The 13,047-nt window shown below is 70.8% G+C and carries 14 protein-coding genes; 8 read left to right on the forward strand and 6 right to left on the reverse strand.

Annotation, left to right across the window (positions count from 1 at the left end):
* Positions 1-25: 25 nt before the first annotated feature.
* Positions 26-2,050, reverse strand: coding sequence for a glycoside hydrolase family 3 protein (locus KV100_RS15490; RefSeq protein WP_220344013.1), 2,025 nt, complete (start codon positions 2,048-2,050; stop codon positions 26-28).
* A gap of 156 nt (positions 2,051-2,206) precedes the next feature.
* On the opposite strand from KV100_RS15490, the gene KV100_RS15495 reads away from it, so the two are divergent.
* Positions 2,207-2,350, forward strand: coding sequence for a hypothetical protein (locus tag KV100_RS15495; RefSeq protein ID WP_220344014.1), 144 nt, complete (start codon positions 2,207-2,209; stop codon positions 2,348-2,350).
* A 79-nt stretch (positions 2,351-2,429) separates the two neighbouring features.
* Complete coding sequence (locus tag KV100_RS19930; RefSeq protein WP_220344015.1) at positions 2,430-5,315, forward strand: LuxR family transcriptional regulator; 2,886 nt, start codon at positions 2,430-2,432, stop codon at positions 5,313-5,315.
* On the opposite strand, the gene KV100_RS15505 is transcribed toward KV100_RS19930, so the two are convergent.
* A complete protein-coding gene (locus KV100_RS15505) occupies positions 5,290-5,808 on the reverse strand; it encodes a DNA polymerase ligase N-terminal domain-containing protein (RefSeq protein WP_220344016.1) in 519 nt (172 codons plus the stop codon). The two genes, KV100_RS19930 and KV100_RS15505, sit on opposite strands and share 26 nt — an antisense overlap.
* A gap of 73 nt (positions 5,809-5,881) precedes the next feature.
* On the opposite strand from KV100_RS15505, the gene KV100_RS15510 reads away from it, so the two are divergent.
* The 5 genes from KV100_RS15510 (at position 5,882) to KV100_RS15530 (ending at position 9,613) form a co-directional block, all read left to right on the forward strand.
* Entirely contained in the window at positions 5,882-6,745 is an 864-nt protein-coding gene (locus tag KV100_RS15510) for a class II glutamine amidotransferase (protein WP_220344017.1), read from the forward strand.
* A 73-nt stretch (positions 6,746-6,818) separates the two neighbouring features.
* Entirely contained in the window at positions 6,819-8,222 is a 1,404-nt protein-coding gene (gene gndA, locus KV100_RS15515) for an NADP-dependent phosphogluconate dehydrogenase (RefSeq protein WP_374106990.1), read from the forward strand.
* On the forward strand, positions 8,219-8,692 hold the full coding sequence (locus KV100_RS15520) for a helix-turn-helix transcriptional regulator (RefSeq protein WP_220344019.1): 474 nt from the start codon (positions 8,219-8,221) through the stop codon (positions 8,690-8,692). The genes gndA and KV100_RS15520 overlap by 4 nt, the downstream gene beginning before the upstream one ends.
* Positions 8,689-9,123 carry a VOC family protein gene (locus tag KV100_RS15525; RefSeq protein WP_220344020.1) on the forward strand — a complete coding sequence of 145 codons (435 nt, stop codon included), beginning with the start codon at positions 8,689-8,691 and terminating at the stop codon, positions 9,121-9,123. Before KV100_RS15520 ends, KV100_RS15525 begins: the two co-directional genes overlap by 4 nt.
* A 22-nt stretch (positions 9,124-9,145) precedes the next feature.
* The gene (locus tag KV100_RS15530) at positions 9,146-9,613 is read left to right on the forward strand and encodes an SAM-dependent methyltransferase (protein WP_220344021.1); all 468 of its coding nucleotides are present in this window, start codon (positions 9,146-9,148) and stop codon (positions 9,611-9,613) included.
* On the opposite strand, the gene KV100_RS15535 is transcribed toward KV100_RS15530, so the two are convergent.
* Genes KV100_RS15535 through KV100_RS15550 form a run of 4 tightly spaced genes read right to left on the reverse strand, consistent with a single transcriptional unit; the run spans position 9,598 to position 12,491 of the window.
* Positions 9,598-10,269 carry a pyridoxamine 5'-phosphate oxidase family protein gene (locus tag KV100_RS15535; RefSeq protein WP_220344022.1) on the reverse strand — a complete coding sequence of 224 codons (672 nt, stop codon included), beginning with the start codon at positions 10,267-10,269 and terminating at the stop codon, positions 9,598-9,600. The genes KV100_RS15530 and KV100_RS15535 overlap by 16 nt on opposite strands.
* Before the next feature lie 6 nt (positions 10,270-10,275).
* Positions 10,276-10,713: a CBS domain-containing protein gene (locus tag KV100_RS15540; protein WP_220344023.1), complete on the reverse strand. Its 438-nt coding sequence runs from the start codon at positions 10,711-10,713 to the stop codon at positions 10,276-10,278.
* A 56-nt stretch (positions 10,714-10,769) separates the two neighbouring features.
* Positions 10,770-11,534: a hypothetical protein gene (locus KV100_RS19935; protein ID WP_220344024.1), complete on the reverse strand. Its 765-nt coding sequence runs from the start codon at positions 11,532-11,534 to the stop codon at positions 10,770-10,772.
* 42 nt (positions 11,535-11,576) lie between these two features.
* The gene (locus tag KV100_RS15550; protein ID WP_220344025.1) at positions 11,577-12,491 is read right to left on the reverse strand and encodes an inositol monophosphatase family protein; all 915 of its coding nucleotides are present in this window, start codon (positions 12,489-12,491) and stop codon (positions 11,577-11,579) included.
* 55 nt (positions 12,492-12,546) lie between these two features.
* On the opposite strand from KV100_RS15550, the gene KV100_RS15555 reads away from it, so the two are divergent.
* On the forward strand, positions 12,547-13,044 hold the full coding sequence (locus KV100_RS15555) for a DUF2231 domain-containing protein (RefSeq protein WP_220344026.1): 498 nt from the start codon (positions 12,547-12,549) through the stop codon (positions 13,042-13,044).
* Positions 13,045-13,047: the final 3 nt, after the last annotated feature.

The raw sequence follows: 13,047 nt of genomic DNA on the forward strand, positions 1-13,047 counted from the left end.
GGGGCGCCGATGACGGGCCCTGGTCTCATCGGGCTCGCAGGCCGAAGCCGTACGGGTAGAGCGGGTCGTAGTCCGCGTCACCCACGTTGATCGGCTCCTGGTCGACGCTCCGCGGCCAGGTCACGGGCAGCGTGCCGGTGAACCGCTTCTTGCCGAACAGGACGTCGGCGACACCGGCGCCCTCGCTGCCCGGGAGCCAGCCGGCCACGAGACCGTCGATCTTCGACAGCAGCGCCGGCGGGATCTCCAGCGGCCGGCCGGAGATGACGATCACGACGCACTCCGCGGCCTGGGTGCAGACGGTGTCCACGGCCCGCTGGTCGGCGGTGGACAGCTTCATGTCCTTGACCGGGCGGGGGACGCCGTTGTCCCCCGGGTCGGACTCCCACCGGGGCCCGCCGACGTCGCCGAAGCCCTCGGCGTACGGCGTCTCGCCGACCACGACGACACCCGTCGCGTTGCGGGGCACCGGCGTGGACGCGGTCTCGTCGAAGGTCACGTCGCGCCGGGAGGCGTCGTCGATGCCGTCGAGGATCGTGTCGCCCGGGATCTGGTGGTAGGACCCGCCCTGCCAGGTGATCGTCCACCCGCCGGCCTGGTTGCCGATGTTGTCGGCGTTGCTGCCGGCCACGTACAGCGGCGCCCGCTTCGACAGCGGGAGGACGCGCCCCCGGTTCTTCAGGAGGACCTGCGACTTCGCGACGGCCTCGCGGGCGACCTTGCGGTGCTGGGCGCTGCCGATCTCGTCGATGTTGCGCCGGTCGGTGTACGGCTTCTCGAACAACCCGAGCTCGAACTTCTGCGTGAGGATCCGGCTGACCGCGTCGTCGATGCGCGACATCCGGACGCGACCGGCCTGGACCTCCTCGGTGAGCGCGGTGATGAACTCCTCGAACTGCGCCGGCTCCATCGCCATGTCGATCCCGGCGTTGATCGCCGTGCGCACCTGGGTGTTCCAGTCGCCGGGAAGCTGGTGGATGGCCTCCCAGTCGCTGATCACCAGGCCATCGAAGCCCATCCGGCCCTTGAGGACGCCGGTGAGCAGCTCCTTGTGCGCGGTCATCTTGAGGACGTTCGTGCCGACGCCGTCCTCGGTCCAGTCGACCGACGAGAACGACGGCATGACCGACCCGGCGCCGTAGCGCTGGATGGCGGGCCAGTACGGCGCGAGCGCGAGGCGAGCGAAGTCCCGGCGGCTGACGATCGTGATGCCCTGGTCGATCGTGTAGTCACCGGCCGACGTCCCGAAGGTGGTCAGACCGTCACCGGCGAAGTGCTTCGGCGTCGCCAGCACGCGGTCCGGGTTGTCCAGCTGGCCGCGCCGTCCCTGGAAGCCGCGCACTGCGACCGCCATCTCCGAGACGAGCCTCGGCGACTCGCCAAAGCTCTCGTACGTGCGGCCCCAGCGGTCGTCGCGCGCGACGCACAGGCAGGGAGCGAAGCTCCACTGCGGGCCGGTGGCACGGGTCTCCTCGGCGGTGATGTGGGAGATCTTCTCGACGAGCCTCGGGTCTCGGGTGGCTCCGAGCCCGATGTTGTGGGGGAAGACGGTCGCGCCGTTGAGGTTGGCGTGTCCGTGCACCGAGTCGACGCCGTACAGGACGGGGATCTTGAGCCGTGTGGCGAGGGCGGCGTCCTGGTAGCCGTCGACCATGTCGGCCCAGCCCTCGGCGGTGTTGGGCGTGGGGGTGGACCCGCCGCCGGACAGGATGCTGCCGAGCGCGAGGTCGGTGACGTCGGCCTGCGACGCGTTGGCGCGCTCGGCCTGGGTCATCTGGCCGATCTTCTCGGCCAGCGTCATCCGGGAGAGCAGGTCGGCGACCCGCTTCTTGGTCGACAGCCGCTCGTTCAGGTAGGCCGGCGTGCCGCCCCGCTCACCCGCGGTCGCTGACGCCGCGCCGGCCGTACTGGCTGCCGGGGCGGACCCGGCGCCCACCCCGACCAGGCCGGCGACCAGAGCCGCTGCGGCACCGGTGACCAGAGCCGCGCGGCGGGCGGACGGTCGGTACGACCGGCCCGATGAATCTCTGTCTCGACGTCTCACGTTCATGAATTCCTCCAGGTCCGGTGTGACCTACGTCATACTGTTACCCGAATATTGCGTAGGCAAAAACAAATGGCAAGTGGAGATCTGAGGTAGCTGGAGGCGCCGACTCAGGCGTTCGCCCGATGGAGGCGCCTACCTCAGAGAACGAGGATCGACGTCATGATCCTCATGCCGGAGTACTACGTGAAGACCGAGATGGACCGTCGGATGGAGCAGGCGCATGGCGCGGTCAGGCGCCGCACCGTCCGCCGCCGGCTTCGTGTACGCGAGACCGGAGCGCGCTCCGAGCACCCGACGGCATGATGTCCGTCGTGGACACGATCGAGGTGCCCCCGGGTCAATGAGCTCGGACCTTGTCAGTGGGGTACGCGATCATGGGCACATGCCCGCCGACTGGAGAACGACCGAGCCCCTCGTCGGACGAGAAGGGGAGCTCGAGCGGCTGCTGATCGCTGCCGGTGTCGCCGATCCCGAGGCCCGCGGGGGTGTCCTCTTGAGCGGCGACGCCGGGATCGGCAAGACCCGTCTGCTGCGCGAGCTGGCGACCCGAGCCGCCGACGACGGTCACCGTGTGCTGGTCGGCCACTGTCTCGACCTCGGTGACAGCGCGATCCCGTTCCAGCCGTTCGCCGAGGTGCTGGCCGCCCTCGACGACCCCTCCCGCAAGGCGCTGTCCGACGCCCTGCCGCCCCTCGGCCCCCTGATGTGGGGCGCCGCCAACGGCACGGGAGTCGACCGGGGCGAGCTGTTCGCCTCCGTCGTGGCCGCCCTCGAGCTGCTCGCCTCCAGCCAGCCTGTGCTGGTGCTCGTCGAGGATGCCCACTGGGCCGACACCTCGACGCGTCATCTCATCCGTTACGTGCTCTCCCAGCGCTACGACGGCGCTGTCCGGTTCGTCATCTCCTACCGCAGCGACGACCTCCACCGCCGCCATCCGCTGCGTGCCGACGTGGCCGAGTGGAGTCGGCTGCCGGGCGTGCAACGACTCGACCTCGGTCCCCTCGCAGACGACGAGGTCCGTGCGCTCGTCCGGTCACGAGCGACCGCCTCGATCGACGCCACCGGCCTCGCCGCGATCGTCCGTCGGGCCGAGGGCAACGCGTTCATCGCCGAGGAGCTCGTCGACGTCGACGACAAGAACGGTCCGCTGCCCCCGACGCTGGCCGACCTGCTGCTCGTGCGTCTCGACCGCCTCGACGACGGCGGCAGGCAGGTGGTGAGAGCGGTCGCGTGCGCCGGTGCCGAGGTGGACGACGACCTGCTCGCCGCGGTTGTCAACCTCCCTCCAGACACCCTCGAGGACGGTGTCCGGGCCGCGTTGGACCACCGCATCCTGAGCCGCACGAGCAACGACGGCTACGCCTTCCGCCACGCCCTCCTCGCAGAGGTGGTCCGCGACGACCTCCTCCCCGCCGAGCGTCGCCGGTTCCACAAGGCATACGCCGAAGCACTGGCGGGTCGTGGCGACTCCGCTGACGTCGCGCGTCACGCGTTCGAGGCCGGCATGGCGGAGATGGCCTTCACCGCCAGCGTGCGCGCCGCAGACCGGGCGAGGCGGGTCGGTGGGCACGACGAGGCCGCCCAGCACTACGAGCGCGCGCTGTCGGTCGCGTCCGCGGCGCCACCCGGCACTGATCTGGTCGACCTCGTCGTCGCCACCAGCGAGGCGCTGACCGCGTCGGGATACGTCCGTCGGGCGGCAGGGGTCGTCGACGACTACCTCCAGGACGGTGCGGCGACGCTCTCCGACACCGAACGCGCCCGGCTCCTCGTCGCCTACGGCACCGCGACCGTCCTGGGCGACCGCGACGCCGAGGCCGCACAGGCGGTCGAGCATGCGTTCGCGCTCGTGCCCGAGCAGCCGACGGCGCTGCGCGCCTCGCTCGAGGCCGTAGCCGCCCACGTCGCGGGAGCTCAGCGGCGCCACGACGACGCGATGCGTTGGGCGACCCAGGCCATGACGCTGGGCCAGCGCCTCGGCCTCAGCCGCGTCGTCGACGAGGCTGCCGCCACGAAGGCCCGGGTGCGAGCTCTCAGGGGCGACGACCCGGCCGGTGACGAGCGGCGGTTCCGGGAGGTTGCCGAGACCGCCCGAGCATCCGGCAACGTCGTCACCGAGCTGCGCGCCCACCAGCATCTCGCGTTCCTGTACCACGACCGTGGTGACCTCGACGCTGCCACGGCGGAGTTCCTCACGACGATGCAGGCGGCGGAGAAGGCGGGACGACGGTGGGCCCCGTACGGTTTCGACGGCCGTTTCTTCGCAGCCCTCACGGCCTATCTCCGTGGCCGGTGGGACCTCGTCGAGGAGCTGTGCGACGTCTCGGCCCTGCGCCCTCCGGCGGTCCATGCCGGCTCTCTGGAGTCGGTGCAGCTGCTCGTCGCCGCAGCGCGTGGTGACACGACTGTCCTGCCGCGCGCGCGTCGCCTGCGCGACTCCTTCTGGCACAGAGACATCGCGCTCGCGATCCACAGCGGCACGGCGGCCATCGACCTCGCGCCCGACGTCGCGTCGGCGCAGGCCTGGCACGACGATCTCGTCGCCTCGTTGGTCACCGACTGGGGCGGCCGCCGCGTCCCGGCGCGGTTGCGGATGGGGGCGCTGCTCGCCGGCCGCTACGCCGACGCGGCGCCGCACGTGTCGGCGTCGGAGCGAAGCGCCTTCGTCGAGCGTGCCGCTCAGCTGCGCGTCGACGCCGACCGGGCGGTCGAGGAGCGCGGGCCGTTCGGGCCCGAGGGTGAGGCATGGGGGCGCCGGCTCGATGCCGAGATCCTGCGCGTGCGCTGGACAGCGGGAGAGGACCTCGGCCTCCCAGTGATGCTTGAGGCGTGGCGCGGGGCGACAGGTGCGTTCGCGAAGCTCGGCCATGTCTACGAGGAGGCGCGCTCGACCTCGCGTCTCAGCTCCGTCCTGCACGCCGCCGGCGACATCGCCGGAGCCAAGCAGGTGGCCAGCGCTGCACACGAGACGGCGGTGTCGCTGGGCGCCGAGCCGCTGGTGCGTCAGCTCGAGCAGCTCGCGGGGGCGACGGCTGTTGCGGGTGGCCGGACGGCGGTGCCGCAGGCATCGGCCGGGGAGAAGCCCCTGACCGCACGCGAGCGTGAGGTGCTCGACCACCTTGTCGAAGGCCGTACCAACGGCGAGATCGCCACGCTGCTGTTCATCAGCACCAAGACGGTGTCGGTGCACGTCTCCAACATCCTCGCCAAGCTCGGTGCGGCCACACGCACCGAGGCGGCCGCTATCGCACGTCGTCAGAGGGCTTGAAGGCCCGCTCGAGCTCGGCGTTCGTCCGTCCGCTCAGCACGGAGGTGAGCCCGTCGCGAGCGGGGTCTGCACCGGCTTCCACCCCGGGCCCGCGCATCTTCACCAGGATCCACTGCTCCTTCCCGCCTGCCTCACCCGTTCGGGTCAGCGCGTATGGCCCGCTCAGCCGTCGACCGTGAAGGTCGACCACCAGGTGCCCATCGGCGAGCGCATCGCCTGCGGAGACCGGTGTCCCGGCACGGTTCGTGAGGTGCTCGTACGTGCCGCTGTCCCACACGATGACGCTGCCGGGGCGGCCCCCGTCACGTGCGTAGGCGCCCTCGTACGTGGCGTGCGCGAGGTCGTGGTCGTCGGTGCGGATGGCGAGCCGCCGCACCGACGGATCGGGAGAGGGCCCTTTCGGGACGGCCCACGAGACGAGGACCCCCGCGACCTCCAGCCTGAGGTCGTGGTGGAGGACACGGGCATGGTGCCGCTGGCACACGTACAGCATCCCGGCACCGTAGCCGTTCGCTCGGCCGTCGCGTGATGAGCGAGAACCCGCGCACGCTGAGAGGCTGACCAGCATGTGCCGCTTGTTCGGTCTGCACTGCGGGCGTCAGCCGACGACCGCGACGTTCTGGCTGCTCGACGCGCCCGACAGCCTGCGCGCCCAGGGTCGGCGCAACCCGGACGGCACGGGCATCGGGGTCTTTGCGGCGGACGGGAGCGCGACGCTCGACAAGCAGCCGATCGACGCGTGGGACGACACCGACTTCGCGCGGGACGCTCAGACGCTTCGCGGCACGACCTTCGTGGCGCACGTCCGGTATGCGAGCACGGGCGCCCACACCGTCGCCAACACCCACCCCTTCGAGCTCGACGGCCGCCTGTTCGCCCACAACGGTGTGGTGGGTGGCCTCGACGCGCTCGACGCACGTCTGGACGAGCTCGACGCCGGCGGGCTCGTGGGGGGACAGACCGACAGCGAGCGCGTGTTCGCGCTGATCACGGCGGTCGCGCGCCGCAACGGCGGGGACATCGAGGCGGCCCTGCGTACGGCGATCGCCTGGATCGCCGACAACGTGCCGGTGCTCGCGCTCAATCTGGTGCTCACGACCGCAACCGACCTGTGGGCGCTGCGCTACCCCGAGGTGCACGCGCTGTGGTTCCTCGAGCACACCGAGCGCCAGGTCGGCGATGGCTGGGATCGCTCCAGCGACCGCATTCGAGCCCAGGTCGAGCCCGACGGCGTCACCGGCGAGCGGACCGTGGTCGTCGCCTCTGAGCAGATGGACGCGGAGGCGGGATGGACCGCTCTGGAGCCAGGAGAGCTCCTGCACGTGGACAGCGACCTGGTCACGACCCGCACCTCTCCCTTCGGCCCGCTGCGACACCCGCTCAGGCTCTCTCAGCTCGAGCCGGTCGCCGCCGCATCGCAGCGTGCCTGACCGCTCAACAGATCAGGAGGACGACGTGAACGACACCCCGAAGGCCCGCATCGGCGTCACCGGACTCGCCGTGATGGGACGAAACCTCGCTCGCAACCTGGCGCGGCACGGCAATCCGGTCGCGCTGCACAACCGCACGTACGCGCGGACCCAGAGCCTCGTCGACGAGCACGGCGACGAAGGCACCTTCGTCCCGTCGGAGTCGATGCGTGACTTCGTCGCCTCGATCGAGCGCCCGCGTCCGATCATCGTGATGGTCAAGGCGGGAGAGCCGACCGACGCCGTGATCGAGGAGCTGGTCCAGCTGCTCGACGAGGGGGACATCGTCATCGACTGCGGCAACGCGCACTTCGCCGACACGCGACGTCGGGAGGCAGCACTGCGGGAGAAGGGTCTGCACTTCGTGGGTGCGGGCGTCTCCGGCGGCGAGGAGGGGGCGCTCAACGGACCGAGCATCATGCCCGGCGGGTCCGCGGAGTCGTACGAGACGCTCGGGCCGATGTTCGAGGCGATCGCGGCCCAGGTCGACGGCACGCCATGCTGCACCCACGTCGGACCCGACGGCGCGGGGCACTTCGTCAAGATGGTGCACAACGGCATCGAGTACGCCGACATGCAGCTGATCGCAGAGGCCTACGACCTTCTGCGGCACGGGCTGGGTGCAGAGCCCGCCCAGATCGCGGACATCTTCCGGGAGTGGAACGGTGGTGACCTCGAGTCGTACCTCATCGAGATCACGGCAGACGTCCTCGGCCACACCGACGCCGAGACCGGACGCCCGTTCGTCGACGTGGTGCTCGACGAGGCCGAGCAGAAGGGCACCGGACGCTGGACCGTCCAGACCGCACTCGACCTCGGGGTGCCGGTGACCGGGATCGCCGAGGCGACGTTCGCGCGCTCGGTCTCGGGCCACGCAGAGCAGCGTGAGCCCGCGCGTGCGGCCTATCCGGACGGGCACGCCGACACGGCGTGGCGACCGGACGACGTGGACGCGTTCGTCGAGGACGTCCGTCGTGCGCTCTATGCGTCCAAGGTGGTGGCCTACGCCCAGGGGTTCGACGAGATCCAGGCCGGCAGCAAGCACTACGAGTGGGGCGTAGACCCGGGCGCGATGGCGACGATCTGGCGGGGTGGCTGCATCATCCGCGCACGCTTCCTCGACCGCATCCGTGAGGCGTACGACGCCGACCCGGACCTGCCCACGCTGCTGGTCGCGCCCTACTTCGTCGACGCCGTCCAGGAGGGGCTCGAGTCGTGGCGGCGGGTCGTCGGGATCGCGGCGCACGCGGGCATCCCGGCGCCGGCGTTCGCCTCGTCGCTCGCCTACTTCGACGCCCTGCGGGCCGAGCGCCTGCCCGCCGCCCTGATCCAGGGGCTCCGCGACGACTTCGGTGCCCACACGTATCGTCGCGTCGACAAGCCGGGCACCTTCCACACACGCTGGGGCGGGGACCGCACCGAGGAGCAGCAGGGGTGACGGCGCCCACCGTCACCGAGGTCCCGCGGGACCTCCTCGTCCACCTGCGGCGCGCTCGCGACCTGGCGGACCGGTGCTACGCCGAGCCGCTGGACCTCGGTGCTCTCGCCCGTGCCGCCGGACTGTCGAAGCACCACTTCCTGCGGGCGTTCGCCGCCGCCTACGGTGTGACGCCGGGAGCCTACCTGCGACAGCGCCGCATCGAGCGCGCACAGGACCTGCTCCGAGCCACCAACCTGACCGTCACCGAGATCTGTCACCACGTCGGATACAGCAGCCTCGGCACGTTCAGCCGGACCTTCACGACGCTGGTCGGCGTCTCGCCGTCGGACTACCAGCGATGCTTCGCCGACGGGGCTCCGCCCATCCCCGGGTGCTGGGTCTTCATGCGCGGGCCGAGCGATGTCGCCAGCACGGCGCAACATCGGAGAAGCGCCTCGGCCGGTGACCGTCGTAGCGTCACGTCATGATCACGAACATCTCGCTGGTGACCGTCTGGGTCACCGACCAGGACTCTGCCCGAGACTTCTACGTCGACCTGCTCGGCTTCGAGACGCGCACCGACCAGCGCCTCGGCGACGGGTTCCGGTGGCTCACCATCGGTCACCCCTCGCAGCCCGAGCTCGAGGTCACGCTGATGGTGCCCGGCCCACCCCTCGACCCGGGGGTGGCCGATGCGGTCGCGAGAGCCCTCGACAACGGGACGATGAGCGGGATCGGGCTGACCGTCGACGACTGCCAGAAGACGTACGAGGACCTCACCGCCCGCGGGGTCACGTTCGTCCAGCCGCCCTCGGAGCGCCCGTACGGCGTGGAGGCGGTGATGCGCGACAGCTCCGGCAACTGGCTGGTGCTCGTCGAGCGGCGTGCGTACGACGGGAGCGACTTCCCGCACGCCTGAGAGAAAGGACGAGAGGAGCGCAGTGACCACCTTCCCGATGACGCCGGTGGGCGTCGTGCACGGCCCCGCCGAGGACCCGTCCGGTGACCGCGGCTGGGGTGACGTCGACAGCGTGGTCGAGGTCGACGAGAGGTTTGGGGAACGCCCGTTCGAGGGTCTGGACGGGTTCTCCCACGTGGAGCTCGTCTTCGTCTTCGACGAGGTCGAAGAGCGCGCCGACTACCGTGAGCCGCAGCGTCCGCTCGGTCGCCGCGACATGCCGGCGATCGGCATCTTCGCCGACCGTGGCCCGGTCCGCCCCAACAGGCTCGGACACTCGGCGTGCGAGATCGTCGCCGTCGAGGGTCGGCGGTTGACCGTGCGAGGACTCGACGCGGTCGACGGGACACCGGTGCTCGACATCAAGCCGGCGATGCCGGCGTTCCTCCCCGAGCACGTCGAGCAGCCGGAGTGGGCGCAGCGGTTGATGGAGTCCTACTTCGACGGCTGACGCGACGACGGCTGCGCGATGCCGTCGGGCGACGTCAGCCGACTCACCGACGAAGGCACGACGACACCGCGTCGGAGGTCGGGAGCGGGCAGCGGGCTGCCCGCAGCCTCGGTGAGCGGGACCACGCCCGCCCAGGCCGGTCCGGCCACGTCGTCGGGGTCATCCTCGGGCCAGCCGTCGGACACCTTGAGCGACCAGTGCTCGATCGGCAGCCCGAGCACCAGGGTCGCCGCGGTCTCGCGTGACGTCGGGCGCCGGACCTCCGAGAGGCGACCGGGGACCAGGGCTTCGGTCAGCAGGTCCAGAGCACGTGCCTGCACGTCCCCCGTGAGCGGCGACGCGGCGCCGAACAGCATCGCGCTGCGGTAGTGCAAGGACGACTCGAACGCCGAACGGGCGACCACGATGCCGTCGAGGGCCGTCACCGCCACGGAGATCGGGGCACCCCGGGCGAGCCTGCGCATCCAGGGTGAGCCGGTCGACCCGTGGATGAGCAGCACGTCACCGTCGCGTGCGAACGCGGTCGGGAACACCGTGGGAAATCCGTCGACGTCGACGGCCACGTGGCAGATCCGTGACGAGTCGAGAAGTCGGTCGAGCGCGTCACGGTCGTGGCGCTGCTTGCCGGCCAGGCGGGTCACGCGGGTCGTCGGCACTCCAGGTCAGCGTGCGGAGGCGACGTACTGGTTGAGCTGGTCGCGCTCGAACTTCAGCTGTTGCATCCGGTACTTCACGGCGTCACCGATCGACAGCAGCGCGACGAGGTCGCCGTCCTCGCTGATCACCGGGACGTGCCGGATGCGCAGGTTCGTCATGGTCTCCAGCATCGCGGTGATGGAGTCCTCGGGCGCGCAGGTGTGGACGTCGGTCGTCATGATCGACGACACGGGCTGCGACGTCGGGTCGCTGATGCCACGGAGCTTGCGGACCACGTCGCGCTCGGAGACGATCCCCACCAGGCGGCGCTCGTCCTCGCAGACGACGAGCGCACCGATGTTGTGCTCGGCGAGCTCGTCGAGGAGGTCGGAGATCGGCGCGTCAGGCGCGATCGTGAAGACCTCGGTGCTCCCCTTGGACGTGATGACGTCGCTGACCTTCATCGTTGATCCCCCCAGGCGTGGACGATGGGGTCAACCTAGCGCGATCCGACTCGCGGTCACCAGCCCTGAGGCGGTCCGGGCCGCTGGTAGGAGCTGCTCGAGTTGCGGTAGGCGTCGTACCCGGTGCCGTAGCCGCTCGTTGAAGTGTCCCACTCCGAGCCGGTCCTGGAGAACCACTCATTGGCGCCGCCGGTGAAGAGCAGCACCACCACCGCGACACCCGCAACGACCCACAGGAGCGAGACGAGCGCCATGATCATCAGCATCCCGACGGCGATCGTCAGACCCGAGAGGACGACGAGGGCGATCCGGGCCCATCCGACGCGTCGCAACGTGAGGACGGCAAGCGCCGCCGCGGCCAGCGAGGCGACGATGAAGGCGACGGCCGTCGTATAGATCACGGACATGCTGTCGGCGATCGTCGCGATGTCGGACCCGGTCTGGTCGAAGTCGTCGGGGCGCTTGGCGATCTCGTCCAGGAGCGGGTCGATGGCCAGCACGATGGCGATCCACCCGAGAACGGCCAGCGTCGCGGTCACGATCGTGATCCAGCCGGCGATCGTCACGGTGGCCGGGCGTGCGTCGGGATCTCTCGGGATGGGGAAGCTCGCCTGCGGCAGGCCCTGGGCGTACGGGTCGTAGGCGGGCGGGCCGTACGGGGGTTGCTGTCCGTACGGTGCCTGTCCGTACGGCGAGGGCTGTCCGTACGGCGGCTGTCCGTACGGCGGCTGTCCGTACGGGGGTTGCTGTCCGTACGCCGGTTGCCCGGATCCGGACGGCCCGCCCGGCACAGAGGGGTACGGCGGCGTCGGCGTGGACATGACGCTGATCCTACCGAGGCCGGCAGGGCGGGGATGCGTGGATCAGGAGTCCGAGCGGCGACGGGCCGCCAGGTTCGTGACGTTGGTCGGTGCGGTGGCTCGCTGGGCACCCCCGTGCTCGTTGCTGTCTCCGGGCTCGTCGTGCGGGACCGGGTCGGGGAAGTAGCCCAGGTAGGCCATCGCCGCGTCGTGCAGCAGGGTGTTGGTCGCGAGCGCGTTGCCGTGCCACGGGCCGGGCTGGCCGTTGAGCGCCGTGAAGGTGCCACCCGCCTCGCGGACGATGGGGTCGAGCGCGGCCATGTCCCAGAGCGCCAGCTCCGGCTCGGCGGCGATGTCGACAGCGCCCTCGGCCAGCAGCATGTAGGACCAGAAGTCGCCGTAGCCGCGGGTGCGCCAGCAGCGCCGGGTGAGCGCGAGAAAGCTCTCGAGCTTGCCGATGTCCTCCCAGCCCCCGAGCGACGCGTAGGCCAGGGACGCGTCGTCGATCCGATCGATCTTCGACACCTGGAGGCGGGTCGCCGACATGAGCGACTTGCCGGTGTAGGCGCCTCCGCCCTTCGAGGCCCACCAGCGTCGACCGAGCGCGGGAGCGGAGACGCACGAGGCGACGACCTCGTCCTCGACCGCCAGCGCGATCAGAGTCGCCCACACCGGCACGCCTCGCACGTAGTTGGAGGTCCCGTCGATCGGGTCGATGATCCAGCGCCGCGGGGCGTCCTCGACGGTGCCGACCTGCTCGCCCGACTCCTCGCCGAGCACGGTGTCGCGGGTGCGCGCGCTGCGCAGCGTACGCCGGATCGTCCGCTCGACGGCCTGGTCCGCCTCGGTCACCCAGGTGGTGTCCGGCTTGGTCGTCACCACGAGGTCGGCGGCCCTGAACTTCTCCATCGAGATCGCATCGGCGTTGTCGGCGAGCACGTGGCAGAGCCGGAGATCGTCGTGGTGGGAGTGCGCCATGGGCCCACAGTAGAGGTACGCACCCCTACGATGGACACCGTCCTGGGAGGCAGCCATGTTCGGTTTCATCGACGGAGTTCCGCTCCACCCGCTCTTCCTTCACGCGCCGATCGTGCTGATCCCGGTCACCGCGCTCCTGACGCTCGCGTTCCTGGTGCCGCGGTGGCGGTGGGCGTTGCGCTGGCCCGTCGCCGTGCTGGCCGTGATCTCCGCCGCTGGGACGTACGCGACCGTCCGGTCGGGGGAGCAGCTCAAGGATCGACTCGAGCTGGGCGGCGAGATCGCGGACGCCATCGACGTCCACCAGACGTGGGGCAACCGTCTGCTCTACGCCGCGATCGTGCTCGCCGTCCTGGCCGTGCTCGCGGCTATGGTCGCGACCAGGACGGCCGGTCTGGCCTCGACCCTGGTCGCCGTCCTGCTGGCCGTCTCCGGGGTCACGGCCGCGTGGATCACCTACGAGACCGGTGACCGGGGCTCGCGTGCGGTGTGGTGCGCCACCGGCGTCGCGGCAGGCGAGACGGCGTCGCTCGAGGAGTGCCTGACTCCCTGATCG

It is taken from the genome of Mumia sp. zg.B21, from assembly GCF_019550855.1.
In the GTDB taxonomy this organism is placed as follows: domain Bacteria; phylum Actinomycetota; class Actinomycetes; order Propionibacteriales; family Nocardioidaceae; genus Mumia.

Excerpts from the sequence above, each read along its gene's own strand:
- KV100_RS15490 (WP_220344013.1), bottom strand. The coding sequence starts at position 2,050 with ATGAACGTGAGACGTCGAGACAGAGATTCATCGGGCCGGTCGTACCGA.
- KV100_RS15495 (WP_220344014.1), top strand. The coding sequence starts at position 2,207 with ATGATCCTCATGCCGGAGTACTACGTGAAGACCGAGATGGACCGTCGG.
- KV100_RS19930 (WP_220344015.1), top strand. The coding sequence starts at position 2,430 with ATGCCCGCCGACTGGAGAACGACCGAGCCCCTCGTCGGACGAGAAGGG.
- KV100_RS15505 (WP_220344016.1), bottom strand. The coding sequence starts at position 5,808 with ATGCTGTACGTGTGCCAGCGGCACCATGCCCGTGTCCTCCACCACGAC.
- KV100_RS15510 (WP_220344017.1), top strand. The coding sequence starts at position 5,882 with ATGTGCCGCTTGTTCGGTCTGCACTGCGGGCGTCAGCCGACGACCGCG.
- gndA (WP_374106990.1), top strand. The coding sequence starts at position 6,819 with ATGGGACGAAACCTCGCTCGCAACCTGGCGCGGCACGGCAATCCGGTC.
- KV100_RS15525 (WP_220344020.1), top strand. The coding sequence starts at position 8,689 with ATGATCACGAACATCTCGCTGGTGACCGTCTGGGTCACCGACCAGGAC.
- KV100_RS15540 (WP_220344023.1), bottom strand. The coding sequence starts at position 10,713 with ATGAAGGTCAGCGACGTCATCACGTCCAAGGGGAGCACCGAGGTCTTC.
- KV100_RS19935 (WP_220344024.1), bottom strand. The coding sequence starts at position 11,534 with ATGTCCACGCCGACGCCGCCGTACCCCTCTGTGCCGGGCGGGCCGTCC.
- KV100_RS15550 (WP_220344025.1), bottom strand. The coding sequence starts at position 12,491 with ATGGCGCACTCCCACCACGACGATCTCCGGCTCTGCCACGTGCTCGCC.
- KV100_RS15555 (WP_220344026.1), top strand. The coding sequence starts at position 12,547 with ATGTTCGGTTTCATCGACGGAGTTCCGCTCCACCCGCTCTTCCTTCAC.